At 43.1% G+C, this 26,123-nt stretch carries 19 protein-coding genes; 5 read left to right on the top strand and 14 right to left on the bottom strand.

Annotated features, from left to right (window positions below; translation table 11 throughout):
- Positions 1-317 precede the first annotated feature (317 nt).
- Entirely contained in the window at positions 318-542 is a 225-nt protein-coding gene (locus LC586_RS32375) for a hypothetical protein (RefSeq protein WP_229489548.1), read from the top strand.
- A 64-nt stretch (positions 543-606) separates the two neighbouring features.
- On the opposite strand, the gene LC586_RS32370 is transcribed toward LC586_RS32375, so the two are convergent.
- The 6 genes from LC586_RS32370 to LC586_RS32345 form a co-directional block, all read right to left on the bottom strand.
- Positions 607-3,192 (bottom strand): CHAT domain-containing protein, encoded by a 2,586-nt coding sequence (locus LC586_RS32370; protein ID WP_229489546.1) that lies wholly within the window; start codon positions 3,190-3,192, stop codon positions 607-609.
- A gap of 54 nt (positions 3,193-3,246) precedes the next feature.
- Positions 3,247-7,017 (bottom strand): two-partner secretion domain-containing protein, encoded by a 3,771-nt coding sequence (locus LC586_RS32365; protein WP_229489545.1) that lies wholly within the window; start codon positions 7,015-7,017, stop codon positions 3,247-3,249.
- Between the two features lie 139 nt (positions 7,018-7,156).
- Positions 7,157-7,936 (bottom strand): beta-barrel domain-containing protein, encoded by a 780-nt coding sequence (locus LC586_RS32360; protein ID WP_306423309.1) that lies wholly within the window; start codon positions 7,934-7,936, stop codon positions 7,157-7,159.
- A 390-nt stretch (positions 7,937-8,326) separates the two neighbouring features.
- Entirely contained in the window at positions 8,327-10,099 is a 1,773-nt protein-coding gene (locus LC586_RS32355; protein WP_229489544.1) for a WD40 repeat domain-containing protein, read from the bottom strand.
- Positions 10,100-10,665: 566 nt separating this feature from the next.
- Positions 10,666-11,061, bottom strand: a complete 396-nt coding sequence (locus tag LC586_RS32350) for a hypothetical protein (RefSeq protein WP_229489543.1) — start codon at positions 11,059-11,061, stop codon at positions 10,666-10,668.
- A gap of 59 nt (positions 11,062-11,120) precedes the next feature.
- Positions 11,121-11,291: a hypothetical protein gene (locus LC586_RS32345; RefSeq protein WP_229489542.1), complete on the bottom strand. Its 171-nt coding sequence runs from the start codon at positions 11,289-11,291 to the stop codon at positions 11,121-11,123.
- A 170-nt stretch (positions 11,292-11,461) separates the two neighbouring features.
- Between LC586_RS32345 and LC586_RS32340 the strand changes: the two genes are divergently transcribed.
- The gene (locus tag LC586_RS32340; protein ID WP_229489541.1) at positions 11,462-12,139 is read left to right on the top strand and encodes an SDR family oxidoreductase; all 678 of its coding nucleotides are present in this window, start codon (positions 11,462-11,464) and stop codon (positions 12,137-12,139) included.
- Position 12,140: 1 nt separating this feature from the next.
- Here the strand turns inward: LC586_RS32340 and LC586_RS32335 are convergent, their stop codons facing one another.
- The 6 genes from LC586_RS32335 to LC586_RS32310 form a co-directional block, all read right to left on the bottom strand.
- Positions 12,141-13,190: a Rieske 2Fe-2S domain-containing protein gene (locus LC586_RS32335; protein ID WP_229489539.1), complete on the bottom strand. Its 1,050-nt coding sequence runs from the start codon at positions 13,188-13,190 to the stop codon at positions 12,141-12,143.
- 337 nt (positions 13,191-13,527) lie between these two features.
- Positions 13,528-13,965: a secondary thiamine-phosphate synthase enzyme YjbQ gene (locus LC586_RS32330; protein ID WP_109009457.1), complete on the bottom strand. Its 438-nt coding sequence runs from the start codon at positions 13,963-13,965 to the stop codon at positions 13,528-13,530.
- Between the two features lie 144 nt (positions 13,966-14,109).
- Entirely contained in the window at positions 14,110-15,300 is a 1,191-nt protein-coding gene (locus LC586_RS32325) for a pyridoxal phosphate-dependent aminotransferase (protein ID WP_229489537.1), read from the bottom strand.
- Between the two features lie 544 nt (positions 15,301-15,844).
- Entirely contained in the window at positions 15,845-16,063 is a 219-nt protein-coding gene (locus LC586_RS32320) for a ssl0294 family protein (RefSeq protein ID WP_229489536.1), read from the bottom strand.
- Positions 16,064-16,236: 173 nt separating this feature from the next.
- Positions 16,237-17,259 carry a tetratricopeptide repeat protein gene (locus tag LC586_RS32315; RefSeq protein ID WP_229489535.1) on the bottom strand — a complete coding sequence of 341 codons (1,023 nt, stop codon included), beginning with the start codon at positions 17,257-17,259 and terminating at the stop codon, positions 16,237-16,239.
- A 388-nt stretch (positions 17,260-17,647) separates the two neighbouring features.
- On the bottom strand, positions 17,648-18,730 hold the full coding sequence (locus LC586_RS32310) for a P-loop NTPase family protein (RefSeq protein ID WP_229489534.1): 1,083 nt from the start codon (positions 18,728-18,730) through the stop codon (positions 17,648-17,650).
- A 207-nt stretch (positions 18,731-18,937) separates the two neighbouring features.
- Here LC586_RS32310 and LC586_RS32305 point away from each other — a divergent pair, with 207 nt between their 5' ends.
- The gene (locus tag LC586_RS32305) at positions 18,938-21,685 is read left to right on the top strand and encodes a cation-translocating P-type ATPase (protein ID WP_229489533.1); all 2,748 of its coding nucleotides are present in this window, start codon (positions 18,938-18,940) and stop codon (positions 21,683-21,685) included.
- A gap of 41 nt (positions 21,686-21,726) precedes the next feature.
- Here LC586_RS32305 and LC586_RS32300 read toward each other — a convergent pair whose 3' ends face one another.
- Positions 21,727-22,167: a GNAT family N-acetyltransferase gene (locus LC586_RS32300; protein WP_309143416.1), complete on the bottom strand. Its 441-nt coding sequence runs from the start codon at positions 22,165-22,167 to the stop codon at positions 21,727-21,729.
- Between the two features lie 542 nt (positions 22,168-22,709).
- Entirely contained in the window at positions 22,710-23,282 is a 573-nt protein-coding gene (locus LC586_RS32295; RefSeq protein WP_229489532.1) for a GNAT family N-acetyltransferase, read from the bottom strand.
- Positions 23,283-23,336: 54 nt separating this feature from the next.
- On the opposite strand from LC586_RS32295, the gene LC586_RS32290 reads away from it, so the two are divergent.
- Positions 23,337-25,217 (top strand): ABC transporter ATP-binding protein, encoded by a 1,881-nt coding sequence (locus LC586_RS32290; RefSeq protein WP_229489531.1) that lies wholly within the window; start codon positions 23,337-23,339, stop codon positions 25,215-25,217.
- Positions 25,218-25,263: 46 nt separating this feature from the next.
- A complete protein-coding gene (locus LC586_RS32285) occupies positions 25,264-25,503 on the top strand; it encodes a hypothetical protein (protein ID WP_229489529.1) in 240 nt (79 codons plus the stop codon).
- Positions 25,504-26,123 lie beyond the last annotated feature (620 nt).

Raw genomic sequence — 26,123 nt, 5'->3', positions numbered from 1 at the left:
CCTTCAATGATGCTGTTGTTCCCCTCTAATTTGACACTAGAGTTATTAGGCAAAGTGCCATCCGGGGTAATTTGGGCAAAAGCGCAATTTGTACTCCAAATGCTTGAACCACATATTGCAATTCCTATAAACCAGCCCCAACGAATACTTATCTTGGACATTGCACCCCTCTAAGCAAACAGCGATCGCTAAACTTTTGGTTATGTCACACCACTAATGTAGGTTTACGGTGATTGCAGTCACCCCTAGATAATTCTCAGTTGCGATCGCATTAGTTTTACGCAAAACTGGCTAATTTCTTTACATAATTTTATACAATGGCATTGTCAGCCGATGCGATCGCATTGTCAGCCGCAACAATGGCATTGTCAGTCGATGCGATCGCATTGTTAGTCGAAACAATGGCATTTTCAGCCAATAAAATGGCATTGTCAGTGGATACAATGGCATTGTCACCCAATACAATGGCATTGTCAGCCGATACAATCGCATTGTCAGCCGATGCAATGCCATTGTCAGTTGATGCGATCGCATTTGCGTAAGTAAATGGACAAAAAGTTAACTCCAACTCTTAGCCTGAATCCCACCGCTTGAAGTGGTGATGGCTCAAAGCCAATTACCTAAAAGAACATAGGGGGCCCAAAACCGGGGACGTTTGTATTTGGGATTTTGCAAAAGAGCTAGCTGGGCGTGACGGAGTACTTCAGCTTTAGTCAGGTTTTTGTTGCCTAACTCTTGGTACAATTGACTCATCAACACAGCAGTAGACTCATCATCCAAGTTCCACAAAGAAGCGATCGTACTGCGTGCTCCTGCCTGAAAAGCGACACCAGCAATTCCTAGTGCAGCTTGTTCGTCCCCGGCAGCTGTTTGACAGGCACTAAGAATGAGCAATTCAATCGCTTCGGGTCTATTTTGCTCTAGCGTTCGCACTAACTCATTTAACTTTTTGACATAAATACGCTCATCCCAAGCGACAATAAATGTCTCCTCAGCCTTAGAGCTAAACTGACCATGAGTTGCAAGATGAACGATAGGGAAAGATAAAGAATTAATCCGGTTTTCCAAAGCTTTGCTGGTAAATTCTTGATTCAGAAGGATGCTGCTAGGGACTTGAGAGCGGATTTGTTCTAATTCAAGTTTGACGTTGGGTAGTGCAGAAAATCCCGAACTAGCTTCACTCAATCCTGCGGCTATTGCCTTGAATTCCTTCTGTGATGTTTTGGGTTCAATCAGTTGCAGACTGGGGGTGAGTGCAATGTTAAACTTCTCAACTAGATACTGTTTGCCATCGTAGAGAACTGCCATCGGAATATTTCGCAACCAACCATCCAGCACAAACACCAAAGTAGGAGTATTACTTTCAGCTAAGGCAGCTTCAGCAGGTTGAATCAGCCATTTGTAAACTTTCTGGGATAAAGATTGAACCTGTCGCAGCGTGTGTGGTTTGGGTAAATTTTCCTGTAGTTGCGCTAAAGTAGTTTCCACTTCTTTTTCAACTACAGGGGTAGTGTAGTGCAACCAACGCTGTTGAGGCAATTCGATAATCACCTCTAATCGGTCTGGCAAAATAAATGGATAAATAATTGCTGCCGTTGGATCTTTTTTTGGATTAAGGATTTGAGCATTCAAACAGTTGTTGCGAAAGAAGTTTTCTAGTTCTGCTATTTGGAGTAATTCGATTGTATTGCTGGCTTTTGCGAGATTTTCTGAGCTAAGTTGGGTGTTACCCGGAGATTGCAAAAGTAAATCAACCAACTCCCGATAAACTGGTTCAACTTCTTCTCGAAAGGAAAATTTCACCGCAGAATTGACAGCAACTAAATCACTGCGGAGGGCTTGGAGGTTATTAACTGCTTCTGTGTAAGCTGCTACTGCTCCTTTTGTATCTCCCTTAGCTTTAAGCAAACGTCCCAGTTGCCATTGCCATTGATAGCCAATGTCTTTAGCATCGATAGCTTGAGCGATGAGCAAGGCTTGTTGGGTGAGGTTTTGGGCATCAGACCATTGTTGAGTTTGTTCGTACACTTGACCTAAAACACCAATAGCATAGGATTGTGTGCGTTTATCTTGCAAACTTTTTGCTTGCTCAATAGCAGTTGCCAATAATTGGGCAATGTCCAACGATGAGGGAGTGTCTGCGGCGGTTTTTTTTCGGAATTGCATTAGACTTTGGGCAAAGTTAATGCGGGCAGAAATTGCTGTCCGACTAACGGGTAAGTCGTTAAGCTGAGTTTTAATTTGGGAGGACAATGTTTGGAAAGCTGACAATTGCTCAGTTTTCAGCAGTAGTCTTAGTTGATTGGCTTGAGCTTGGATGCGTGTAGTGGGTGAGGTTGCAGTTTTGATAGTTTGTTGATAAAATTTTATCGCTGTTTGCGTGTCTTGCTGAACACGAGCTGTATTACCCAGACTGAGGAGAATATCAGCGATCGCTTCCAAATCTTGCAATGATGAAGCTACTTCTAAACTTTGCTGCAATATCTGCCGAGATGTTTCTAAATCACCAGTGACTTGCACGACATTACCGAGACTATGCAGGGCTGCAACTTTAACAGGTGAGTTGGGTTGACTTTGGAGATTCTGGGTACTTTCTCTTAATGTCTTCTCGGCTTGCCGATAAAACCCTAAAGCTTGCAAAGCTTGCGCTTGGTTAATCCGATTTTGAATAACCGCCCTCTCATCGCCTATTTTGGCATAAATGTCAGCTGAGACTCGCCAAGTATCCAAGGCATCTTCAGCTTTGCTTTGAGCCAATTGCAGGCGACCTTTGATATCTAGGACTTGGGCTAGAATTTGCAATCGCTCTTTGCTATCTATATTTTTAGCAGTTTGTAATAAGTTGAGACTTTGAGCGATCGCAGTTTCTGCCTCTGACCACTGTCCCAATTGCTGATAAGCTAATGAGAGATTACCTAGTGCGATCGCAAGCCTTTGTTCATCTCCATTGCCTTGTAATGCAGAGATAGCCTGTTGCCAAGAAGTAGCAGCTTCAGCAAACCGTTCAGCTTCATAAAATTTACTGCCCTGTTCCAGCAAATGGGCATAGGACGACCTTTGAACAATGGAGTTTTCCGCAGTTACATGTGCGAAAGTGGGCGGCAATAAAAGAGCGCCTAAGAACATAGCCAAAAGCAGCAGTACACTTAAAAGGCGTTTGATTTTCCGTAATCTAAATTTTTTTCTTGCCATGTTTTTGTCCCCATTCGCACCGCGTTTTTACTAAAAATAGACAGTGTAAGTTGCTCAACCTCCCTGGTGTTTATTAAACACACGGCAATCGGCTGTCCTCTGCCAGGAAGAATGAGGCGTGACAGTGGGTGCAGAGCTAGTGAGAATTACATCGCCATTAGCAGTAATTACCCAACCAGTAGCTTCTACTATGCGAGCTGGTGTTGGGCTAGTGGGATTTGTGGAAACTGCTGGAGTAGAGGGTTTACCTACTTCTGGGTTGAGAGTCACCAAATCTACCTGCACTGCGTCAGCGCTGAGGGCTTCACCTGGATTAGGTGGTAAGCCACCGCGTCCAGTGATTGTAAAACTGCTTTTAGCTAAATTTCCACCAGCTTGACAAGTTTGTGCTACTTGAGTATCAACTGGTACGGTTGGTAAATTGACTAAGCCACTGTTAGGGTCAACATCAGGTGTGTTAATTTCTACAGTGCCGTTTACACCAAATTCAGAACTAGCGGTGATATCCGAAAGAGAAGTTGGGTTAGAGCGGGGTTGAATGCCATAGATGCCAAAGGCTTGAATATCTACTCTCCCACCACTGCCTGTGTAAGCATTAGCAGTGATGTCGCTATTTTCGCTTGGGACGGCAACAATGAAGCCCGACGGGGCATTGATGGTGATGTTGCCACCATTACCACCAGCTTGTGCTGTGCCTGCGGTGGTGGAAATTTGAGCGCCACGACGCAACAGCAATAAGTTCAGGTCTCGCAGCGTAATATTACCACCATTACCGGAAGCAGTCTGAGCGTTTAATGCTGCTTGGTTGCCGTCAAGAAGGATGGAGGGAGCTGTAACGTTTAAGTTCCCTGCTTTCCCGGTTCCTTCACTGGATACAGCTACTTGAGACTTATTCTTTACAGTTAACTGATCAGTAGTAATCGTTAAGTCCCCAGCTGCTCCAGCACCTTGTGTTAAAGTCAACAAGCCGCTAAACCTTGAAGAATCTGCTGAAGAGTAAGAGTTAATTTCCACGGACTCCAAGGCATTCACTATCAAATTACCCCCCTGTCCCTTACCAGTAGTACCAGTAAATACCTGTGCCTCATCCTGGACAATCAACTTACCCGTAGTGATTGTCAAATTTCCGGCTGTTCCATCACCTTTAGTGTCAGCGAACAAGCCGCTATCTCTTCCAATTAGTTCTACGGAGTCGGAGGCGTTTACAGACAAAATTCCCCCCTGCCCCTGACCATAAGTAGTAGTTAATACTTGTGAGCCATCTCGGACAATCAACTTTCCAGTCGTAATCGCCAAGTTCCCAGCTACTCCATCACCTTGAGCCTGAGTAGACAAACCACCTCCTCCAATCAATTCTACGGAGCCGGAGGCGTTCACTATCAAATTACCCCCCTGCCCCTGAGCAAAAGTAGTAGTTGATACACGCGCTCCATCCCGAACAATCAATTTTCCAGTCGTAATCACCAAGTTACCGGCTGCTCCAGCACCTTCAGCTTGAGCAAGTAAACCGCTGGCAACCTGACTACTATCTGGTGACTTTCCAATCAGTTCTACAGATTCGGAGGCGTTCACGAACAAACTCCCTCCTTGTCCTTGAGCCAAAGAAGAAGCTGATATTTGTGCTCCATCCTGGACAGTTAACTGCTTAGTATAAATTTGCACATTGCCAGATGCTCCACTACCTTCAGTTTGAGCAGACAAGCGGCTTCTTCTTCCAATTAGGTTTATAGCGAGTGAGGCAGTCACAGTTAAATTTCCCCCGTTACCCTCACCGAAACTTCCAGCATTCACTTGTGCCCCATCTCGTACTAGCAACGTATTAGTTTTAACAGTCAAATCTCCCGCATCCCCTGTTGAGTTTGGCTGTGCAGTAGCAGACAAACCAGTGACAAACTGAGAATCACCACGAATCAGTTGCACATCTTGAGCATCAACGCTTAAATTTCCCCCCTTGCCCGCACCAAATGTATCAGTTCCCACCTGTGCCCTATCTTGTACTAGCAAAGTATTAGTTTTAATAGTCAAATCTCCTGCATCCCCTGTTGAGTGTGCAGAAGCAGACAAATTAGTAAAAAACTGAGAATTACCACCAATCAGTTGCACATCTTGAGCATCAACGCTTAAATTTCCCCCCTTGCCCTCACCAAATGTATCTGCACTCACTTGTGCCCCATCTCGCACTTGCAAAGTATTAGTTTTAATAGTTAAATTTCCCCCCTTGCCCGTTCCAAATGTATTAGCACTCACTTCTGCTCTATCTTTTACCAACAACGTATTAGTTTTAATAGTCAAATCTCCTGCATCCCCTGTTGAGTTTGGCTGTGCAGAAGCAGACAAACCAGTAAAAAACTGAGAATCACCACCAATCAGTTGCACATCTTGGGCATCAACGCTTAAATTTCCCCCCTTGCCTGTACCAAGTGTATCAGCACTCACTTGTGCCCCATCTCGCACTTGCAAAGTATTAGTTTTAATAGTTAAATTTCCCCCCTTGCCCGTTCCAAATGTATCAGCACTAACTTGTGCCCCATCTCGTACCAGTAAAGTATTACTTCTAATAGTCAAATCTCCCGCATCCCCTGTTGAGTTTGGCTGTGCTAAACCAAACAAACCAGTGACAAACTGAGAATCACCACCAATCAGTCGCACCTCTTGGGCATTGACTGTTAAATTTCCCCCCTTACCTACACCACGTGTACCAGCATTCACCTGTGCCCCACTCTCAACTTGTAAAGTATTAGCACTAAGATTGATATCGCCTGCCTGTCCGTTTGCTTCTCGTCCCACCTGATTAGAAATTAAACTGTCATTGTCGAGATTAATGACTCCAGTTGCATTAATTTCAATATTTCCCGCTTTACTATTATCAGAACCCAGTCCAGTCGCTATGCCTGCAAACAGTCCACTTTCTCCTGTCATTTCTAAATTCCGGGCATTAATCGCAATACTACCACCATCATCAGCAGTAACAGCTACCCCAGCGCCATTGCTCAGGAAAACATTACTTCTTTCTACACTATTGGGAAAACTCAAGCTCAGATTATTATCATCCCCATTCAACCCAACCGTTCCCGTACCTGCTAACCCACCTAACTCGACTCGCCCACCAAAAGCAAGCAATCCTCCACCATCCATATTGATATCACCGCCTAGCAACAACAAACTTTTACCATCTAATACACGCAAAAAACCCCTTGCTGTAATCTCAGAAGATGGATTTAAACCGGAGGGAGTAACTGAGTTATTTTGAATCGCTGCATTTTGATTAATCTGATTAAACAGCAATGCTGAAGGATTAATAGTCAACAACGGTGAAGGGATATTTTTATCAGTAGCGCTAAAAAATCCGATATTTCCAAATTGCAGTGCATTAGCTGTTGTCCCAATAAAAGAACCACCAATATTTAATTGAGCATTCTGACCAAATACAATTCCATTGGGATTAATTAGAAATAGGTTAGCTGTTCCATTAGCGCGAATTAACCCATCAATATTAGAAGCTGACCCACCCGTTACCCGACTGATGATATTTTGAATATCCGCAGCATTATTAAAGAAAGCAGTGCCGCCAGTTGGAACAGTAAACTCTTGAAAACTGTGGAACAAGTTGCTTCCAGCTTGGGTTCCCCCTTCAATGGTACTGATGTTGTTTTGTGTTGTAACACTTGAATTATTGGTTAGAGTGCTATCGGGGGTAATTTGGGCAAAAGCGGAATTAAAAGATAAAGCGAATGTCTGCAATACAGCTTCGCCGATCGCACTACTCATCACCAACCAACTTCCCAGTGCTAATTTCCAGCACCAATGCTGCCTATATCGCTTCATTCTAGACATTGCACCCCTTAAATAACCAGCAAGTAAACTACACCCTCTTATAAGGATAGATAGAAAATCCACGGTAGGATTGCGAGAAATAATTACGAATAGTTACGCTGCGATGCCTGCGGCGGGCTACGCCAACGCACTATATATCTGCAATCAACCTCGCCTTCCTCAGAAAGAATTGCAACACAGTTTCTTCTCTAGAAATAATATCGACTGTACCCTCCATTCCCAATTGAATAGCACACTGGTGTTTTTCCCTACCTAGAGAAAGGCTTTCTGGCTCAATTGTTACCTCATAAAATGCACCAACGGCTGCCATCTTTTGGCTGGTAGGTGTTGTGGCGGTGGCATTAGCAGCATTCCCTTGAGGTGCGATTGCATCCGGGGAAATTGTCTTAACCTTGCCTTTGAGAGTACCATAATCTGGATAAGGACAAGCAGAAACCCGCATTTGTACCGTTTGACCTTGTTTCAACTTATTTTTATCCTGAAGTGCGATCGCTGCCTTAACCTCCAAGGGAGCATCACTGGGGACAATTTGGGCAATCTCCTGTCCAGCAGGCACTGTTTGACCAGAGTTTCGCAGGTTTAATTTAGAAATAATCCCGTCTGCTGTGGCAGTAATGACCGTCTGGCTGAGGTCGATATTTACTTGTTGGAGTTCGCGGGTGTCGCGCTCTAGCTGTTTTTGGATTTCAATTCGTTGCTGGATTAGAGCAAGGCGTTCTTTATCTAAAGTAGCAATGCTGGCTTTTCGCGTAGCTTTTTCTTGGGCAACGCGATTATAAGCGATCGCTACTTGTGCATTACTGGGATTGAGGGCAGTTTGGACATTTTGCAATTTAGCTTTAGCTGCCTGGAGAGCTTGTTCTTGCTGGCGAACAGCTAGTTGTGCTTCCTCAAATTGATCTTGAGACAAGGCTCCGGCTTTGGCTACAGTCTCGTAGCGATTTCGCTTTGATTGGGCTGCTTTAAGACTAGCATCGGCTGCTTTGACATTTGCATTCGCTTCTTCGACATCAGTAGCGGTAGTAATAAGTTTATCTTGATAGTTCCGGCTGCGATCGCTTAATTCAGCTTCAGCACCAGCAATAACCCGGTTGACGCGCTCAGTCTCAGCTAAATATTAGTTAGATTTAATCCAATACTGACATTTGTGAAGCGTCGTTTGCAATTTCAGATTTTGACTTCGAGGATGTTTTAAAAGTATGCGTAAGGTAGATTTCGTCATTCTTAAGGCAACGAAGTAGAGGGAATAATCTCGATTTTCCGTTAACTTTTCAGATGCACTGGTTAAACCGTGTAACCTTCAACTCCGTTGCCAAATTTTAATAGTCTTATCTAAACTCCCGCTAACCAACATTTCACCGGAAGCTGTGAAAGCTAATGCTGTGACTATATTCCCATGACCTGTAAACGTACCCAGCAATTCCCCGGTTTGTAAATGCCATAATTTGATGGTTTTATCAGCACTACCGCTAGCGATTATTTGTCCATCGGGACTTAATGCGATCGCATATACTCTATCTCTATGTCCTTTAAGAGTATGAAGTAATTCCCCAGTCTCCAATTGCCAAATTTTAATCGTTTGATCCCAGCTGCCACTCACGAGCATTTTACCATCTGCACTAATCGCCAAGGAACGAACGATGTGAGAATGACCCATGAGGGTATGCAGTGGTTGTGCGTCCTTTAAACTTTTTATCCCCGTCTGCGGTAAGGTGCGCCAGACTTTAATTTTGCGATAGCTACCTGTAACTAAAGTTTCCCCGTCTCGACTTAAAACCAGGGAATGAGCAGCTGTATCATCTAAAGAGAGTGCGATCGCAACCTGACGTTGCATCAAATCCCAAAACAGAATTTTTCTATCATCTCCGCCTGTCGCTAACATTCTCCCATCTGGGGTAAAGGCAGCACACCGCACTACCCCATTATGTTTGTGCAAAATATCTATCAAGTCTAAAGCGCCTACATGCCAAAGCTTAATTGTGGAATCTGCACCGCAACTCACTAAAGTCTGTCCATCTGAACTAAAAGCCAGGGAATTCACTTCATCCACCAACCCAGATATCACCCAAGGATACTCTGATAATGTATCTATTAATTCACCCTTGCTTAAATCCCAGAGTTTCGTTTCTCCCCGACTACCACTTGCCAATATGGGTAAGGCTTTGCCATTCTTACACCCGGAACTGAAAGCTAGGCAATTAATGCCTCTGTTGTGCCCTTTCAAAGTTTGCCAGCATTCCCAGTCACCGACTATACCCTTAAGGCAATGCTCTGATGGTAGAGTCTGTATTGTATCTGCGATCGCATTCTCATTAATTAATGGCGACGTGTCTTTTTTACCAATAAGTGATTCTAAATACCAACTTAATCCCCCCGCATACAACAAGTTACTCGGATTAATGTAGAGTTTTGGTTCAGTAAGTTCAATTTGATTTGCAGGTAAAAAGCCTGTAATTATGCTCTGTTTCTCGTCGCATCCTAACTTATCTGTAGATGGATAAAATAAACACAGAAAAATGAATACTTGGTGCTTTCTTAAATCTTCTTGAGTAACCGACCACCTAATTTTGTCTTTCTTAATACCATTAAAACTTTCTCCATCAGCAACATAAACTTGAACACTTAGCTGAGGATTATCTTTTAGTACATAAGAAAATTTGCTTTCGCCACACAAATTTCCCTCATCATCTAAAACCATGTTTTCTACGGTATCTTGTGATACCTTTTTTACCAACTTCCCCAAACGTTCAGTTATCACTCGGTCAACAATATGCTCTCGCAAAAGATAATCTTGGGCTTGTTGTTGGAAGTATGTGGGAAAAGGTATCGTCCAGTCAGGAGGCTCAGGATATTCGGGCGGCGTTGGCGGCGGATTTTTGGCAAGAACTTCTGCTTGTTGGCGAGAAAGTTCTTGGAGTCTAGCCAATGGCTCGCCCCAAAAAGCCATAATTTCAGTGTGACAACCTTTCACTTGACTTTCCAGCAAAGATAAGTCATAAGTTTTAGGTTTTTTCACACGTTGAAGGAAGTCAGCTTGTTGAGATTTAAGTAAGCTAATCCAATCCATCTGCATTCCTGCGGCAAACTATTGCATACCTACGGTAAGCTATACCAATGCAATTACTCAAGTTTATAACCTTAGTTAATTAAAAATTCAGTAATCTTAGTAGTCTAATAAAACACAGCCATAAGCAGATGTTTCCGGGAAAGATAGAGATTATTGCACTTAGACATTTCATGAACTGATGCAGTTGAAGTATATAGAATTAAATGATGTCAGTCAATTCTAACGGAGATGGAGAAAGAGATACTGTTTCCCTAGAGACAGTTATAGCCGTAAAGGAAAGTTTAAAGTGAGACGGATTTCAAACGTTGCCGTAACCTTAAGTCAACAAATCCCTACACAAAAATAACCTAGTACTCGACCAACCCCAAATTGCTGGCTGAGGGCGGGGAGTTGAGAGTGGGGAGTAGGGAGTGGGTAAAAGTTTTTTCGTTTTGTCAAATTTGTAGATATCTAGCAAAGTTGCTTTGGGGGACTACTAGTACAGCAGGGCGGAAGTAAACCACCTATTCCCAATCAATGAAACCCTTGCGGTATAATAATTACGAATTACGAATTACGAATTACGAATTATTTTAACCTTTGCGTTTTGGTTGTCTGGGTGTGGTACTTGTATCAGAGGAGTCGCCAAAAGTATCTCTAGCCTCGATCTGTTTAATTTTCATTTGCAAATTCAAGTCATCGCTGCTAACAATTGTTTCTAAATTAGCTAATCTTTGCTCTAACAGTTCTATTTGCTGCTGTTGCAAATAGTTAGTTTTTGATTTTTGCTCATCAGAACGCCAAACAGCAACTGTACCAACAGCTGCGCCACCAATTGCAACTAAAGGAAGAATAGCACCGCTTTTAGTAACTGCTGACAGTGGGATGCAAACTCCGAGAATGGCGACTGTAATTACCCAAATTCTTGTGGTGGCAGATAATCTGACATCCTGGTATTGTTCTAGATTGGGTTGAGATTTTTTAGCCATAAGTTTATCCAAAGAAAAGTTATTTGTTAGATTGGCACAATTGCTTATTAAAATACTTCCTACAATTGGGCTAAGTACAGCATTTCATTAATTCGTAGCGAATTAAATTTGGCAATACCCTGCAATACCAATGCATCGCCTGACAATACCAACGCATCGGCTGACAATGCCAATGCATCGGCTGACAATACCAATGCATCGGCTGACAATGCCAATGCGTCCCCTTGCATTAAAAACGCTACGATTTTACGCAAAGTTGTACTAAGTAAATTTTAAGTAGGGTGTGTTACGGCTTTAGCCTAACGCACCATGTTATATAGGGGTGTGTTAGGCGCTCATGTCATGTTTTTCGTGACAATCCTCTGATAAAATCCTTTGAGCGTAAGTAGTTAAATTTATTATGACAAGTGCATCTTATATTTTCCTGGCTGGGGCAAGTCGCGGTGTTGGTCGAGAAATTGCTCAATATCTCACAGCCCAACAGCTAAAGGTAAAAGCCCTGCTGAGAACAACAGCAGTTGCTACTGAACTAGAAAAAATCGGTATTGAGGTAGTTCTGGGAGATGCTTTGAATATTGAGGATGTAGAACGCGCAATGCTTACAGATGAACCTATTCACACCGTTATCAGTACAATTGGCGGTTTACCATCAGATGTAGAAAGACCGGATTACCCTGGTAATAAAAATCTGATTGATGCAGCAGTTAAAGCTGGGGTGCAAAAGTTTATTCTTGTGTCTTCCATTGGTGCTGGCAATAGTGTTGTTGCTGCGTCACCCCAAGTTTTAGCGGTACTGGGAAAAGTTTTAGCTGAGAAAGACAAAGCTGAACAACACTTAATTGCCAGTGGACTCACCTATACAATTATTCGTCCTGGTGGACTAAAGTCAGAACCAGCAACGGGTAATGGTGTTTTGACTGAAGATCCGCACATTATTGGTAGCATCAATCGTGCAGATGTCGCACAGTTAGTTGGTCGCTGTTTAAATAGCGAGCGTGCCAATAATAAAATTTTGTCAGCCATAGACCGAAATATGCTGTTTGGACAAAGAGAATTTGCAGAATTTACTTTGGAGTAATTTAAGCACGCCAGCGTAGTATCTGACCCTTGACAGGATTTACAAATTCTCGTCCTTCAGCGACAGACTTAGCATACTCCCGCTTTAACTGGTAATACCACTGCGCCTGCATATCTGAGTCTTTAATCAGTCGCAGCACGGGATTATATTTCAGGCCAATCTGCTGCTTTTCTACAACCGTTCGGTCTTGGCCAATGAAAGTCCGCGCCAGCACATGTAACAGTGGCTTGAAAAATCCTACCCAAGGAAGTGTCCAGTAAAGAGCAAAAGTTACCTCAGTTTCTGTGTCTGAAATTGGTGTAACTGCCGTTAAATTAACGACTCGATGGTTGCCAATTGTGGTTTCTTCGATTCTGACTCCAGGTAAACGAAAAGAAATCTCCGTTTCCGGCACACCACCGCCAATCAGCCAGTATAATCGACCCCCATTCGCTGGTAATCGGTGTCGTCGCATTGTGAAGCCATAGGGCGAAGCATCGAATTGCTTCACTTCTTCGTGCAGTTTTTCACTTCGCCACCACCAAGCGCGATGAACATAGGGCGAATGAGCAGGGTCCATCAGACCTACCACTGCATGATCTATAAAACAAGGGAATTTTACCACCTCTACGAACTGGTGCGGCTCGGCAAACCCTGGAATTACCGGAATCTCCATCTCAGAAGCAGGTTGAGGGTTATCGGGATCAGCCATATATATCCAGATATTCCCTTGTGCTTCCCGGACTTCATAGGAATGTACGTCGAAGCGACTCAAATCCATCTGCTGCTCCTCTACAAGAGAAGGTATCGCAGTACAGCGCCCAGTCGGATCAAAACGCCAACCGTGGTAACAGCATTCCACTTCCTGCCCATTGAATCTACCACAACTCAAGGGCACACCACGATGCGGACAAATGTCCGTCATCGCAGAGACTTTACCATCCTGGCTGCGGACTAGCAGCACTGGTTCTCCTAAGAAAATGCGGCTGATCATCATACCTAGCTTGATCTGATTACTAGGCAGAGCATAGTACCAAGTATTACGTAATACAAAATTATCGTTATTTTTCATCACTAATTGCGTCTGCCTTTGTCACAACGAAAGTTCTGACAATTCAGGCCATGTGGAAAAGCTAACGCGAAACCTAACCCCCCAACCCCCTTCCCTACAAGGGAATGGGGAGAATTCAAAGCCTCTCTCCTGCAAGGAGAGAGGAATGGAAGTGAGGTTTTCCAGATCCCGTGAAAAGTCAGAACGAAAGTTCTGGTTTGTGGAAAGGAAGGTTATGCTTAGAAACATTCTTTCAGGTTTTTAATTGCTGTAGGTAAATTCAACTGATACACTTGTTGGTCGCGTTCGTAATTCTCTCAGATTTAGGTTGTGAGAGGATTACAGGTGTGAAGTTGCATTATTCGCCAGAAATTTGGAAAAATACCGTTCTTTTGCGCGGCCCATCCAACTCAAAAAACAATACAGATTGCCAGGTTCCCAGAGCTAATTTACCATCCACAATGGGAATTATCTCACTAGTTGTCAGCATCATTGCCATTAAATGAGAGTGAGCATTAATCGGCTCATCTTCTGGAACATCTCTTAAATGCAAGTCATTATGCAAATAGCTGTCTGATTCAGGTGCTAATTTTTGCAAGAACACTTTTATATCTTCTAATAATCTAACTTCATCTTCGTTGATAGCTAAAGCTGTCGTTGTGTGTCGAGAAAATACTAAAATTTGTCCATTTTTAATTGATGTTGAAGTAAGAAAATCTTGGATTTGTGGTGTTATATTATGAATATTAATTTTTGGTTCAGTTTCAATTTCAATTAACTTATTAATAATTGGCATCTCTTCAATTTAATATTTGGGATTGTAAAGGAGGTACGCCAACACAGTCTAACGTTCTCATAAATTAAATATCAACTCCTGCACAGACGCGATTAATCGCGTCTCTACTCTTAACTCCTGTACAGACGCGATTAATCGCGTCTCCTAACTCCTAACTATAGTTTCCAAACCTTGCACTAATCTTTGTATACCTTCTTTTGCCGTCTCTTTTTGCAGCGCCCCATAGGCAACGCGGAGGTAGCATCCGTCATCCATGCCAAAGGTTGTACCTGGAATGACTGCTACTTTATGTTCCTGGATTAGCCTTTTAACTAACTCAAAAGCATCCATCTGAGTATTAACTTTCAGGAAAAAATAGAAAGCGCCATTGGCGGGTGTAATGCTACATAAACCTTGTAAGCGGTTAAGAGAGTCGAGTACTACTTGCCGCACTTGAGCGATGCCTACGGGGGGCTGTGCCAACGCTCCTATATTACTCTCCAAATACTCCGCTTTTGCTTGCAATGCCCCTAAAGCTGCATATTGGGAAATTACTGGCGGACAAATCAAAATCGTATCTTGGACTTTTTTAACGGCGACAAATAAGTGTTTGGGAATCACCATGTAGCCAATGCGCCAACTGGCAAAACCGTATGCTTTAGAAAGGCTAAAAAGAGAAATGGTGTACTCGCTACTACTCGCAAATGCACCAGGGGAAACATGTTTTACGCCGTTATAGGTAAAGTATTCATAGGCTTCATCGCTGATGTGGTAAATGCCGCGATCGCCACAAATTTGATTTAGTTGGTGTAATGCTGCTTTTGAATAGACAACTCCAGTCGGGTTATTTGGTGAAATTGTCACTACAGCCCGCGTTTTGGGAGTAATTGCTTGAGCGATCGCCTCTTTTCGCAGTTGGTAATTTTCATCTGTCGCCACTAACACTGCACGACAACCAGCCATTGCGATCGCCATTTCGTGGTTGAAATAGTAGGGCGTATTCAGAATAATTTCATCGCCTGGGTTAGTTATTGCAAGAATGGCATTCATAAATCCCATATTGCTCCCGGCTGTCACGACGATGCAGTTTTCCCCATTGATTTCAATGCCGTTGAAGCTTTGCAATTTTTCTGCAAGTGCTGTCAGTAACGGGGGAATTCCTTCAACTGATTTGTATAAATTATTAGCAGGTTCGGCGAAGAATTTGGGTAAAAATTCTATCGCTTCCGGTGGTGGATTGTAATAAACAACACCCTGTCCTAGAGAGATTGTTCCAGGAGAGTTTTTAATCAGTTCCCCAACCACAGGAATAATTGGCGACTGTACCGCCTGCATACGAGAGGTTAGGGATTCCATATTTCCTTGCCTATTTACCTACCTAGCTTTAGTATCCCTTAATGTGGAAGACATGGAAAGTTCCTTTGTTAGGACTTACGCAAAAACCCTCTCAAACTCTCATTCCTCCGTGACCTCTGCGCCGCGCCAGTTGCTTCAAGTCGGGGAACCGCAAGGGCGCACTGGCTTCTCTGTGGTTCGTTTTCCGTTACTCGTGCGTAAGTCCTATTTGTGATAGATTCCCACACTATCAATACGGTTCGGTTAACATGTGTGTCTCTCGGAGATCCCCCCAATCCCCCAATAAATTGGGGGGCTTTTTCTGATAAGCTATTACGCTTTTAAATTACATAGTCACTTCCTAAGTTCGTTGAGCGCTGACGGTTAACTGTCAACTGTCAACAGTCAACAACCAACACGAAAAGATGTGCAAGTTAAATGCGCGACAGCTTATTTACCCCCAATTTATCGGGGGTTGCCGCAGGCGGGGGGATCTTATCTGAACTACAACAATGTGGGAGTATACGACTAAAAAGATTAGCCTGATTTGCGATTACCCAAAAATTTAGTCAATGGAAATCTGTTGAGGCCCACTTGCTTTGCCATTATGTGCATCTGTTGTGGTGCTGGTGTAGCTATTGGAGCGGATCTGTTGATCCAGCCAGCTTTTTACAGGATCTTCTGCAAGATTGAGCCGAAGCACACCAGAGAATAACCCACCGACAAATGAGACTGGATGCTGGATAAATTCTTTGAATATAGGTGACAATTCACTAATGAACATTTAGAGACTCCTGGCACTGCCATAAAAAATTATTACTTCTTAATTGATCGTAACCTGTTGAGCAATATATGGTTGGCGGTAACGAAGTTACTAATTTTTTGAGCTTCAACTCGAACAACAAAATTCCCGACTTCTTTAAGGAGAAGTCGGGAATCTGAGTGTGCTGCATTAACCTACAGAGAATCTATAAACTGCTGTACTTTTTCCAGGAGTGGCTGATATTCGATTTGCTCTGCTAACTCTTGGGCGTTTTGGTAGCACGATCGCGCCATTTTTTTGCGTTTCGTTGTGGCGTAAAGGCTTCCCATATTCAGCAAAGTTGAAATTTCTCCCAGGCCATCGCCGAGTTGTTGATGAATCGCAATGGCTTGCTTATAGAACTTCATTGCTTGCCGATGCTCTGCCAGAGTGCTATAGGTATAACCAATGTTATGAAGCGTTGTTGCCTCACCAGAGCGATCGCTGATTGCTCGACGTGTCAAAAGAACTTGATAGTAAAGCAATAGCGCTTGTTTCGGTCTTCCTAAATCACTATAGATTGAGGCAATATTATTCAAAGTGGTTGCTTCGCCAGCCAAATTCTTGACTGCTCGTTGAATTGGAAGCGCTGCTTGAAAAAATTCTAGAGCTTCCTCAAACTTGCCTAAGACATTGTAAGCAAACCCAATACCATTTAGGGTTGTTGCCTCACCAGAAAAGTCACCTAACAATCGGCGCATCCTCAAAATTTGGTGCTGTAACAACAGTGCCCGTTTTGGTTCTCCTAACCGGGTATAAATTAGTGCTACATCATTAAGAGTAGAAATTTCACTTTGAGTATCTTGCGATCGCCTGCATATTGGTAGTGCTTGGTCAAAATATTCTAACGCCTGCGAAAAGCGTCCAAGACGGCTGTAGGTAGAACCTAGATTGCTAAGTGCAGTTGCTTGTGCTGGCGCGTTGCCAATTTCAACAGCAACCGAAAGCGCCTGATGAAAGCGCTCTAATGCTTTTTGAGGTTGCCAGCAACTGAGGTGAGCTAAACCAAGGTCGTTTAATGTATAACCTTCTCTGGCTCTGTCTGGAATTGATCTAGCCAAGTGTAAATTCTTGGTTGCAAGATCGAGAGACTCTTGAAATTTCCCGCGCTGGTAGTAGCGGCTTGCTTCGTCACGACGTTGTTCCCACTCTTTGACTTGATTTAAAGGTTGCGTCATCTGGCCTCAGTTGCATTCTGCGATAAATGGCAGGACATCTTTTAGGAATGAACCTCTCTTAGGTTTCCCAAATTTTAACCTTAATCATCTACCTTTAGATATAAGACTTAAATAAAAAAGTATGGTATTGTTTCATACTTACAGGTATATCCATGAAGCAATTAATACAAATAACGCAATAAGGATGATTTTCAACGAAGAGGCAGAAGGAGCTTTCTTGAGCAGGGGAAGCAGGGGGCTTGTCTGCGACACGCTCTTGCTTGCTTCCACGTCCGCGCAGCGTCCCGTAGGGAAGTGGTACGCCAACGCGGCTCGTTAAAAAAATTAACTTTGACAAAGAGTTAAGCCTTAACCCAAGCGTATTGGGTTATTAGATCGCTCGCTATTTTCAACTCAACCGTTGCCGCAACCACAAGGCTAGTAAAGGCAATGCCAGTTGATAACCTTGCTCGGCACTATAAATTAAACCTTTGTGCTGTAACCCAGTCAGTGCACCCTGGAGGCTTCCACCTCTTGAAAGTCCATGTTTTTGAATATAATCTTTACTTTGTGGCTTTTCTGTAGGGTCTAAAGCTAAACATTCCAGTAAGTGTACTTGATTTGCTGGGAGTAACATCAGCAATGACTCAAAAATTATAGACAAATCTTTAAGCAGTCCTTCAATTGCCTGTTGTACCTCTTGCTCAGTTATTAACCCATCAGGAAGATGTAAAGTCACCAAGCGGCGAATTAGTGCCATAGCATCACCCATGTTTCCCTGCACAGCATCTAAAAATAGTTGTAGTGCTTTTGAGCGAGAATCAAATTTCAATCCTTCTGGATGCAACATCTCCCTCGCCCACACTGCTAAAACGTCTTTAGCCAAGGGAGCTAACTGTATAGTTTCTAAAGGATAGTTAGTTTCATCTGCATGATGGCTGGTTTCGGCGATCGTTGCAATCAAAACATAACTTACATGAGTTTGCGCTTTAATTTCTCGCCTAAATGTGGATTCCCACAAACCATTGCGATCCCATGAGCGGATGTGAGGAAAACTTTGCAAAATCAGTACTATTCGCTTATCCAAAGCAACAGCGATGATTTGTGACAATTTGAGCAAAATTTCAAATGCTTGCCACAGCAACTTTTGATTGAGGGAACGCAACAGTTTTAGTTTACCGTCTGGATGAAAGACAAAAAACTCACTAGCATTCTTGGCAATCCAATCTTGAATTGCTGCTGGTTCCCAGTTTTGGCTAATAACCTCTGCTAGCAGTTGCACAAATCGCTCCCCATCTATAGCGCGAATGCAGTCGATCTCTAGTGCGATCGCACCAACTTCTTGCGCTGCTTTCCGCACTAAGGTACGTCGCCCACTACCTACTACTCCAGTGATCAGCAAGTCGCCATCCTGCGCTAGAACTTCCACAAGACGCTGAAATTCCTGCGATCGCCCAATTAATTGCAAAGGAGTAGACAAATCCAAATTCACGTTTTTTGCCTTTGGTTTCAATCCCAACCGTAACGGAAAGCATACTCACTTTAATTGTTCTTCAGCAACTCTTAAAGGGGAGTTGGGAGGAAACTCGCCAACGCCACAACTAATTATGATTATCATCAAAAACTTCTAGTGTCATATATTATTTAACACGTTTAATTAGTGCTAAATAATATATAGCACTTTAAAAAGAGATTAAATATGGCTAACGCAGTATTTACCATTGCGCCAGAAGTTCAGCAACCCACTGTCTGGCATTCTTTAGATACTTTGGAAGCGATCGCTCGCTTGAAAACTGACGCCCAGCAAGGTTTGAGCAGCGCTACAGCAAAACGGCTGTTAACTGATTTGGGTGCAAATGAACTTACTGCGAAAAAAAGCAAAGCTTGGTGGTGGAAGTTTTTGCTGCAATTTAACCAGCCACTGCTGATAATTTTGTTGTGTGCGGGTTTAGTCAAAGCAGTAACTGGTAGTTTGGTAAATGCTGGGGTGATTTGGGGCGTTACCACTACCAACGCGATCATCGGGTTTATTCAGGAGTCAAAAGCTGAAAGTGCGATCGCAGCTTTAGCCAAAGCAATCACCACAGAAGCGATCGTTATCCGCGATGGTGAAAAATTACGCATCCCATCACGCGAGTTAGTTCCCGGAGATATTGTGCTGCTGACTTCTGGCGATAAAGTCCCAGCAGATTTACGGTTAATCCAAGTACGAAATTTACAAATTGATGAATCTGCCCTAACTGGTGAATCTGTAGCCGTAGAAAAAGATACCCGAATTTTAAAGTCAGATGCAGCTTTAGCAGAACGTAAAAATATGGCTTATGCGGGTGGCTTCGTCACCTTTGGGCAAGGGACTGGGGTTGTAGTTGCGACAGGAAACGCCACCGAAACAGGCCACATTTCCCAGCTAATGGAGCAACATACTGACATTTCCACGCCCTTAACCCGAAAATTCGATAAATTTAGCCAAAGTTGGCTGTACATGGTATTGGGGCTAGCAACACTCTGCTTTGTGGTGGGATTAAGCTCTCGAGGTTTTCAAGAAGCCCTAGAAGCTGCGGTGACTTTGACAGTGAGTGCTATACCAGAAGGCTTACCAGCAGTAGTTACAGTCACATTAGCGATCGGCGTTTCTCGGATGGCACGGCGTCATGCGATTATTCGCAAATTGCCAGCAGTGGAAACCTTGGGTAGCGCTACAGTTATTTGTTCTGATAAAACCGGGACTTTGACAGAAAACCAAATGACGGTGCAAGCAATCTATGCTGGAGGACATCAATATACAGTCAGTGGTGTAGGTTACGCACCAGTTGGGGAAATTCTCACAGATGAAGAACCAATTGATTTGAACAGTGCTAAAGGTTTGCAAGAATGTTTAATTGCCGGATTATTGTGCAATGACTCTTACTTAGAAAAGAAAAATGATCAGTGGGTGGTGATGGGAGATCCTACCGAAGGCGCGTTAATTGCATCTGGAAACAAAGCGGGTTTTAACCAGGCTACTTTAGCAAAGCAAATGCCCAAGCTGGATGGGATTCCCTTTGAGTCAGATTTTCAGTATATGGCCACTTTGCACGCCACACCCAAAGGTAAAACTATTTATGTCAAGGGTTCAGTAGAAGCAATTCTCCAACGCTGCACCCTGATGTTGAATAGTGATGGACAAGCCCGCCCGTTAGATTGTGTAGAAACTTTACGGCAAACAAGCATCGAGCGGGAAGTAAATATTATGGCACGGCAGGGCTTGCGAGTCTTAGCTTTGGCGAAAAAGCCTGTAGCGAATGAGCAAAATACGGTAGATCATCCAGATATTGCCACTGGGTTGATTTTCTTAGGGTTGCAGGGGATGATCGATCCGCCGCGTGAGAGTGCAATTAAGGCAGTGCAAGCCTGTCAATCGGCGGGAATTCAGGTAAAAATGATTACCGGAGATCATGCAGTAACAGCGCAAGCGATCGCCCGCCGGATGGGAATCAACAACAATGGCTCAGTTTTGGCTTTCACAGGTACAGAACTAGCAAAAATGGATCAAACCGAACTCGCCCAAGTTGCCCAAGAGGGCGTAGTATTTGCCCGTGTAGCCCCAGAACAAAAGCTGCGTTTAGTCGAAGCTTTGCAATCAAAAGGCGAAGTCGTAGCCATGACGGGGGATGGTGTCAACGATGCACCAGCATTGAAACAAGCAGATATTGGGATTGCAATGGGCGGTGCTGGTACGGAAGTTGCCAAAGAAGCATCAGATATGTTGCTTACTGATGATAATTTTGCCTCCATTGAAGCTGCTGTGGAAGAAGGACGGGCGGTTTACAAAAATCTCCTGAAAGCAATTTGTTTTATTCTGCCTGTGAATGGTGGGGAATCGATGACGATTTTGATTAGCACATTATTAGCTAGAGATTTACCGATTTTATCCTTACAAGTTCTCTGGTTGAATATGTTGAATTCCATCACCATGACAGTACCCTTAGCCTTTGAACCGAAGGCGCAAAATGTCATGCAACAACCGCCACGCCATCCCAACGAACCTTTACTTTCTGGCAGTCGGGTCAAAAGAATTTTGGCAATTTCTCTGTTTAACTGGATTGTAATATTTGGGGTTTTTGAATATATCCGTCAAACAACTGGCAATATAGATTTAGCCCGGACGATGGCGATTAATTCTCTAATTGCAGGGCGGATATTTTATTTATTGAGTATTAGTCAATTAGTGCCGAATCTAATTGCAAAGATGGATGGTACAATTCAGGAAAATGTTGATATTCCTGCCATTGGATTTGGAATTGTGGGAGCGATTATTTTGCAGATTATCTTTGCCCATGTACCGTTGATTAACCAAGTCTTTTCCACAGCACCATTGAGTTTGCAGCAGTGGTTATTATGTTTAGCCGTTGGTTCGCCGATGATTCTGTGGGCTACGGTTGTGAATCGTTTTGATCCGCCAAATTAAATTTAACAGTGGCAACATTTCTGGGTAGGGGACTGATAGTTTTAAGAATGCAAAATGTAAAGGGAATCATCCGCCTGCCATTCTGTGCGTGAGATAGCGTAGTAGACTACATCATGGCCGTAATAGCTAGCATTCTTTTCGTACTTCATCCCTACCTTTTGAATCACACGCACTGAAGCGATATTTTCTGGATGTGCGTAGGCGTAGCCCGCCGTAGGCATCGCTACTATCCGATCTAGCTTCACTTCCCAAAATCCAAACTTTAAAGTTGCAAGAGATGCTTCAGTTGCCAGTCCCATGTTCCAATAGGATTTGTCAAACACATAGCCAAGCTCAACTTCTTTTGTATTTTCCAGAAACCCAAGTCCACAACGGCCAATCATTGTACCAGTTTCTTTGTATATTACTGCCCACATCCCAAAGTTGTGTTGTTGCCACTCTTGGATATGTTTGTTTAAACTTGCCTGGGTTTGTTCCCTTATTCTTATTGAAGTGCCTTAGTACAGTTTTGCGTAAGAGCGTAGCGTTTCCAATGCAGGGGAACGCATTGGCATTGCATTGAGATGCATTAACAATGCAAGCCGACGCATTAACAAGGCCGCCGACGCATTAACAATGCAAGCCGACGCATTAACAATGCAAGCCGACGCATTAACAAGGCCGCCGACGCATTAACAAGGCCGCCGACGCATTAACAAGGCCGCCGACGCATTAACAAGGCCGCTGACGCATTAACAAGGCCGCTGACGCATTAACAAGGCCGCTGACGCATTCATTGCCATTGCAGGGTATTGCCAAATTTAATTCGCTACGAATTAATGAAATGCTGTACTTAGTTGCAGCCGCGCAGTTTCGATCTCAGGCATAATTACCCCAATTAAATAATTCGTAATTCGTAATTCGTAATGGGCTTCGCCCCGCTGCGAAGACAGTAAATTTTGTTTTGTAATAGGGATTTAACCCCAACACAAAACTTGCTTTTTTATTGAACCGGGGGACTTAAACCCACGGAACTAGTTAAAATTTAAATTTGCAAAATGTAAAGAGAATCATCCGATCGCCATTCTGAGCGAGCCAGAGCATAATACACTACATCTAAGTTATAAAACTGAGCATTTTTTTCGTATTTCAACCCGCATTTCTCCATCACACGACGCGAAGCTGTATGTTCTGGTGCAGTGATGGCGACGATACGATCTAGGTTGACTTCCTCAAAGCCGTATCTCAAACTTGCCTTTGCGGCTTCGCTGGCAATTCCTTGATTCCAATAAGCTTCATCTAACCGATAAAGAACTTCAACTTCCGGGCTATTGGGTAAAAAATTCAGCCCACAATGACCAATTAATTTGACGGTAGCTTTTTCCACTACAGCCCATACACCAAAACCGTGCTGTTGCCAGTGTTTAATAAAAAATTGTAATGTTTCCTGCGTTACTTCTTTTACCTGATCTTTAGGTATAGGCCCTCTGGGTGAATACCTCATAACTGCTGGGTTGCTCAAAATGGGAGCAAGTTCATCCAGGTCTTGAGGAGTGTAGGGTCTTAGTAACAGTCTTGCAGTTTCTATCTCAGGCATGGTATCAGAGTAGGAAGACAAAGGCTACTTTAAACATGCGTATTTTTTTATAAACATTAATATAATGCTCTTACTATGAGCATCTACCAATCTCTCAAAAAATCTTATACGCAAGCTCGTCGGAGTGAAAATGACTGGCGGTTGTTTTTGCGTTTAGTGCCTTATGCCCGTCGTAACGGACGGCTGTTGGCGCTATCAATGGGCTTACTCGTACCGATCGCCCTAGCGAATGCCGTACAACCACTGTTGATTGGCCAAGCTATCTCCCTGATTCGCAATGAACCAAGCACTTACGAATTTCTCAGGAATCGCCCCATGTCCGAAGGGCTAAATATCCTGGAGGGATTATTGTTAGTTGCGATCGCAAGCCGACTGATTTTAACAGGCTATCAGGGTTATTTAGTACAGAAGTTAGGGCAACAAATCACCGCAGCAATTCGCCAAGACTTATTCCAGCACGTAACATCGTTAGCTGTACGCTTTTTTGACCGTACACCCGTAGGTAAATTAATCACCAGAATCACCAGCGATGTGGAAGTCTTAGGCGATGTCTTTTCTACTGGGGCAATTGGCATTGTGTCCAATTTGTTTTCGATGCTGGTGATTTTGGGTTTAATGTTTTCCATCCAATGGCAACTCACTTGCTTGCTGCTATTGATGTTGTTACCAATTACCTGGTTAATTGTTTACATTCAGCAACAGTACCGCAAAGCCAATTACAAAGGGCGGGAAGAACTTTCTATATTGAACTCACAGTTACAAGAAAATGTGGTTGGCATTAACGTAGTGCAGTTGTTCCGCAGAGAAAAATTTAATGCCGAATTGTTTCGCGCCACAAACAGCCGCTACACTCAGCAAATTGATAAAACCATTTTTTATGATTCATTTATTTCAGCAACCTTGGAATGGATTGGTCTGATTGCGATCGCAGCTGTTTTGTGCATGGGTGGTTTGTTACTGTTAGGAAAAAGTTTAGCTTTTGGGACATTATCTGCATTTATCTTGTATGCCCAGCGATTATTTGATCCTTTAAGGGATTTTGCCGAAAAATTTACAGTAATTCAAGCAGGTTTTACTGCCATAGAACGCGTAGGCGATATATTAGATGAACCGATAGAAATCCGCGATCGCGCCAATGTCCGCTTCTCAATATTTGATGCAAAATTTGGCTACATAGACGAGATCGTTGCAAATCTAGGATCTCCAGACGTCACTTCCGCGCCTGAACTGGGAGAAATCCGTTTTGATCACGTCTGGTTTGCTTACAAAAATGATGATTACGTAATTAAAGACTTAGATTTCACCATTCATCCAGGTGAAAAAATTGCATTAGTCGGCCCCACAGGTGCGGGTAAAAGTTCGATCATCCGTCTTTTGTGCCGCCTCTACGAACCCACCCAAGGACGCATTCTCATAGATGGCGTAGATATTCGGGAAGTACCACAGGCAGAACTGCGGCGCTACATGGCAGTAATTTTCCAAGAAGGCTTTTTGTTTGCTGGCGATGTTAAAAGCAACATTTCTTTAGGAGATGGCTATAGCATTGAACAGATTCAACAAGCAGCAGAGCAAACCAACATTGCCCAGTTTATAGAAGAATTACCCCAAGGGTATGATACTCAACTGCGAGAACGGGGCACAAATATTTCTAGTGGTCAAAAGCAACTATTAGCCTTTGCGCGGGCTGCCATTCGCAATCCCCAAATTTTGGTACTAGATGAAGCTACCGCTAGTTTAGATGTTGGTACAGAAGCTTTAGTTCAAGAGGCATTAAACCAGCTTTTGCTCAGACGTACCGCCATTATTATCGCTCACCGCCTGTCTACGATTCGGAATGTAGACCGGATTTTTGTTCTGAAGCGCGGCGAATTAATCGAACAGGGAAGTCACGATCAACTATTGGAACAAGGAGGGCTTTATGCCACTTTGCATAACTTGCAGATGTTGGGAACTTAAGTACAGCATTTTATTAATTCGTAGCGAATTAAATTTGACGTAGCACATGATTATCTCAAGAATAATTCAAAAGCAGAGAGCGATCGCTCTCTCTGTGACGACATCTACAAAAAGTAAAAGAGCAATTTTCAAATATAATACAGGACTTACGCAACTGGCATACATATCTTCTGGTATAAGAGTCAAGAGTCAACGGTCAATCAACTGGCTGGCGACTCTTGACTTTGGACTCTTGACTTTGGACTTCTTTCAACCTCTACGAAAAAAATATGACACTTGGCTTTAGTCGTAATAATATATGCGATCGCATTCACAGAGGAAAGAAAAAAGCGATTACCCAAGCGTATTGGGGGACTGGGAAATAGGTTATACCGAAATATCGTAATGTTGATGATGAATATTACGGTATTGATAATGAAAGTTGTAATATTGATGATGAATATTACAATATTGCTTATGAATATCGTAATGTTGATGATGAATATTACGTGATTGATAATGAAAGTTGTAATGTTGATGATGAATATTACAATATTGCTTATGAATATCGTAATGTTGATGATGAATATTACGATGTTAAGGAGAAATGTTGCAATATTGGTAAGAACAACTTCTACATTCAGGGTGAGGGCCAATGAAGTGGTGATAGCTGGTGAGCTGATAGCGTGAAGCGATCGCACCATAAATAACTTTACATCACATCTTGCACCAACCTGCGAGCTAGGAAGCAATTAGACTAAGTAAATATGCAACAAGTAAGGATATCACAACCTGCTCCCATTTAGCTATTACGCCGTAAGCCTCCCACTAAAACGGTACTCCGTTTAGTGGTGAGATATAAGGCGGTTAAAATTAACGCGACCTCCAACCAATTCAATCCGCAGGATTGACAGGGAGGGGGTCAGT

The sequence above is a fragment of the Nostoc favosum CHAB5714 genome (assembly GCF_020829495.1).
Lineage (GTDB): Bacteria > Cyanobacteriota > Cyanobacteriia > Cyanobacteriales > Nostocaceae > Nostoc > Nostoc favosum.
Note: the sequence above shows the minus strand (reverse complement) of the source record. Positions and strands in the feature narration are given on the sequence as shown.

What these genes read in the sequence shown, in the direction of transcription:
- LC586_RS32315 (WP_229489535.1), bottom strand. Translation starts at nt 17,259, where the DNA reads ATGACGCAACCTTTAAATCAAGTCAAAGAGTGGGAACAACGTCGTGAC.
- LC586_RS32335 (WP_229489539.1), bottom strand. Translation starts at nt 13,190, where the DNA reads ATGAAAAATAACGATAATTTTGTATTACGTAATACTTGGTACTATGCT.
- LC586_RS32355 (WP_229489544.1), bottom strand. Translation starts at nt 10,099, where the DNA reads ATGCAGATGGATTGGATTAGCTTACTTAAATCTCAACAAGCTGACTTC.
- LC586_RS32290 (WP_229489531.1), top strand. Translation starts at nt 23,337, where the DNA reads ATGAGCATCTACCAATCTCTCAAAAAATCTTATACGCAAGCTCGTCGG.
- LC586_RS32330 (WP_109009457.1), bottom strand. Translation starts at nt 13,965, where the DNA reads ATGCCAATTATTAATAAGTTAATTGAAATTGAAACTGAACCAAAAATT.
- LC586_RS32340 (WP_229489541.1), top strand. Translation starts at nt 11,462, where the DNA reads ATGACAAGTGCATCTTATATTTTCCTGGCTGGGGCAAGTCGCGGTGTT.
- LC586_RS32375 (WP_229489548.1), top strand. Translation starts at nt 318, where the DNA reads ATGGCATTGTCAGCCGATGCGATCGCATTGTCAGCCGCAACAATGGCA.
- LC586_RS32345 (WP_229489542.1), bottom strand. Translation starts at nt 11,291, where the DNA reads ATGCAAGGGGACGCATTGGCATTGTCAGCCGATGCATTGGTATTGTCA.
- LC586_RS32325 (WP_229489537.1), bottom strand. Translation starts at nt 15,300, where the DNA reads ATGGAATCCCTAACCTCTCGTATGCAGGCGGTACAGTCGCCAATTATT.
- LC586_RS32350 (WP_229489543.1), bottom strand. Translation starts at nt 11,061, where the DNA reads ATGGCTAAAAAATCTCAACCCAATCTAGAACAATACCAGGATGTCAGA.
- LC586_RS32370 (WP_229489546.1), bottom strand. Translation starts at nt 3,192, where the DNA reads ATGGCAAGAAAAAAATTTAGATTACGGAAAATCAAACGCCTTTTAAGT.
- LC586_RS32365 (WP_229489545.1), bottom strand. Translation starts at nt 7,017, where the DNA reads ATGAAGCGATATAGGCAGCATTGGTGCTGGAAATTAGCACTGGGAAGT.
- LC586_RS32305 (WP_229489533.1), top strand. Translation starts at nt 18,938, where the DNA reads ATGGCTAACGCAGTATTTACCATTGCGCCAGAAGTTCAGCAACCCACT.
- LC586_RS32320 (WP_229489536.1), bottom strand. Translation starts at nt 16,063, where the DNA reads ATGTTCATTAGTGAATTGTCACCTATATTCAAAGAATTTATCCAGCAT.
- LC586_RS32285 (WP_229489529.1), top strand. Translation starts at nt 25,264, where the DNA reads ATGATTATCTCAAGAATAATTCAAAAGCAGAGAGCGATCGCTCTCTCT.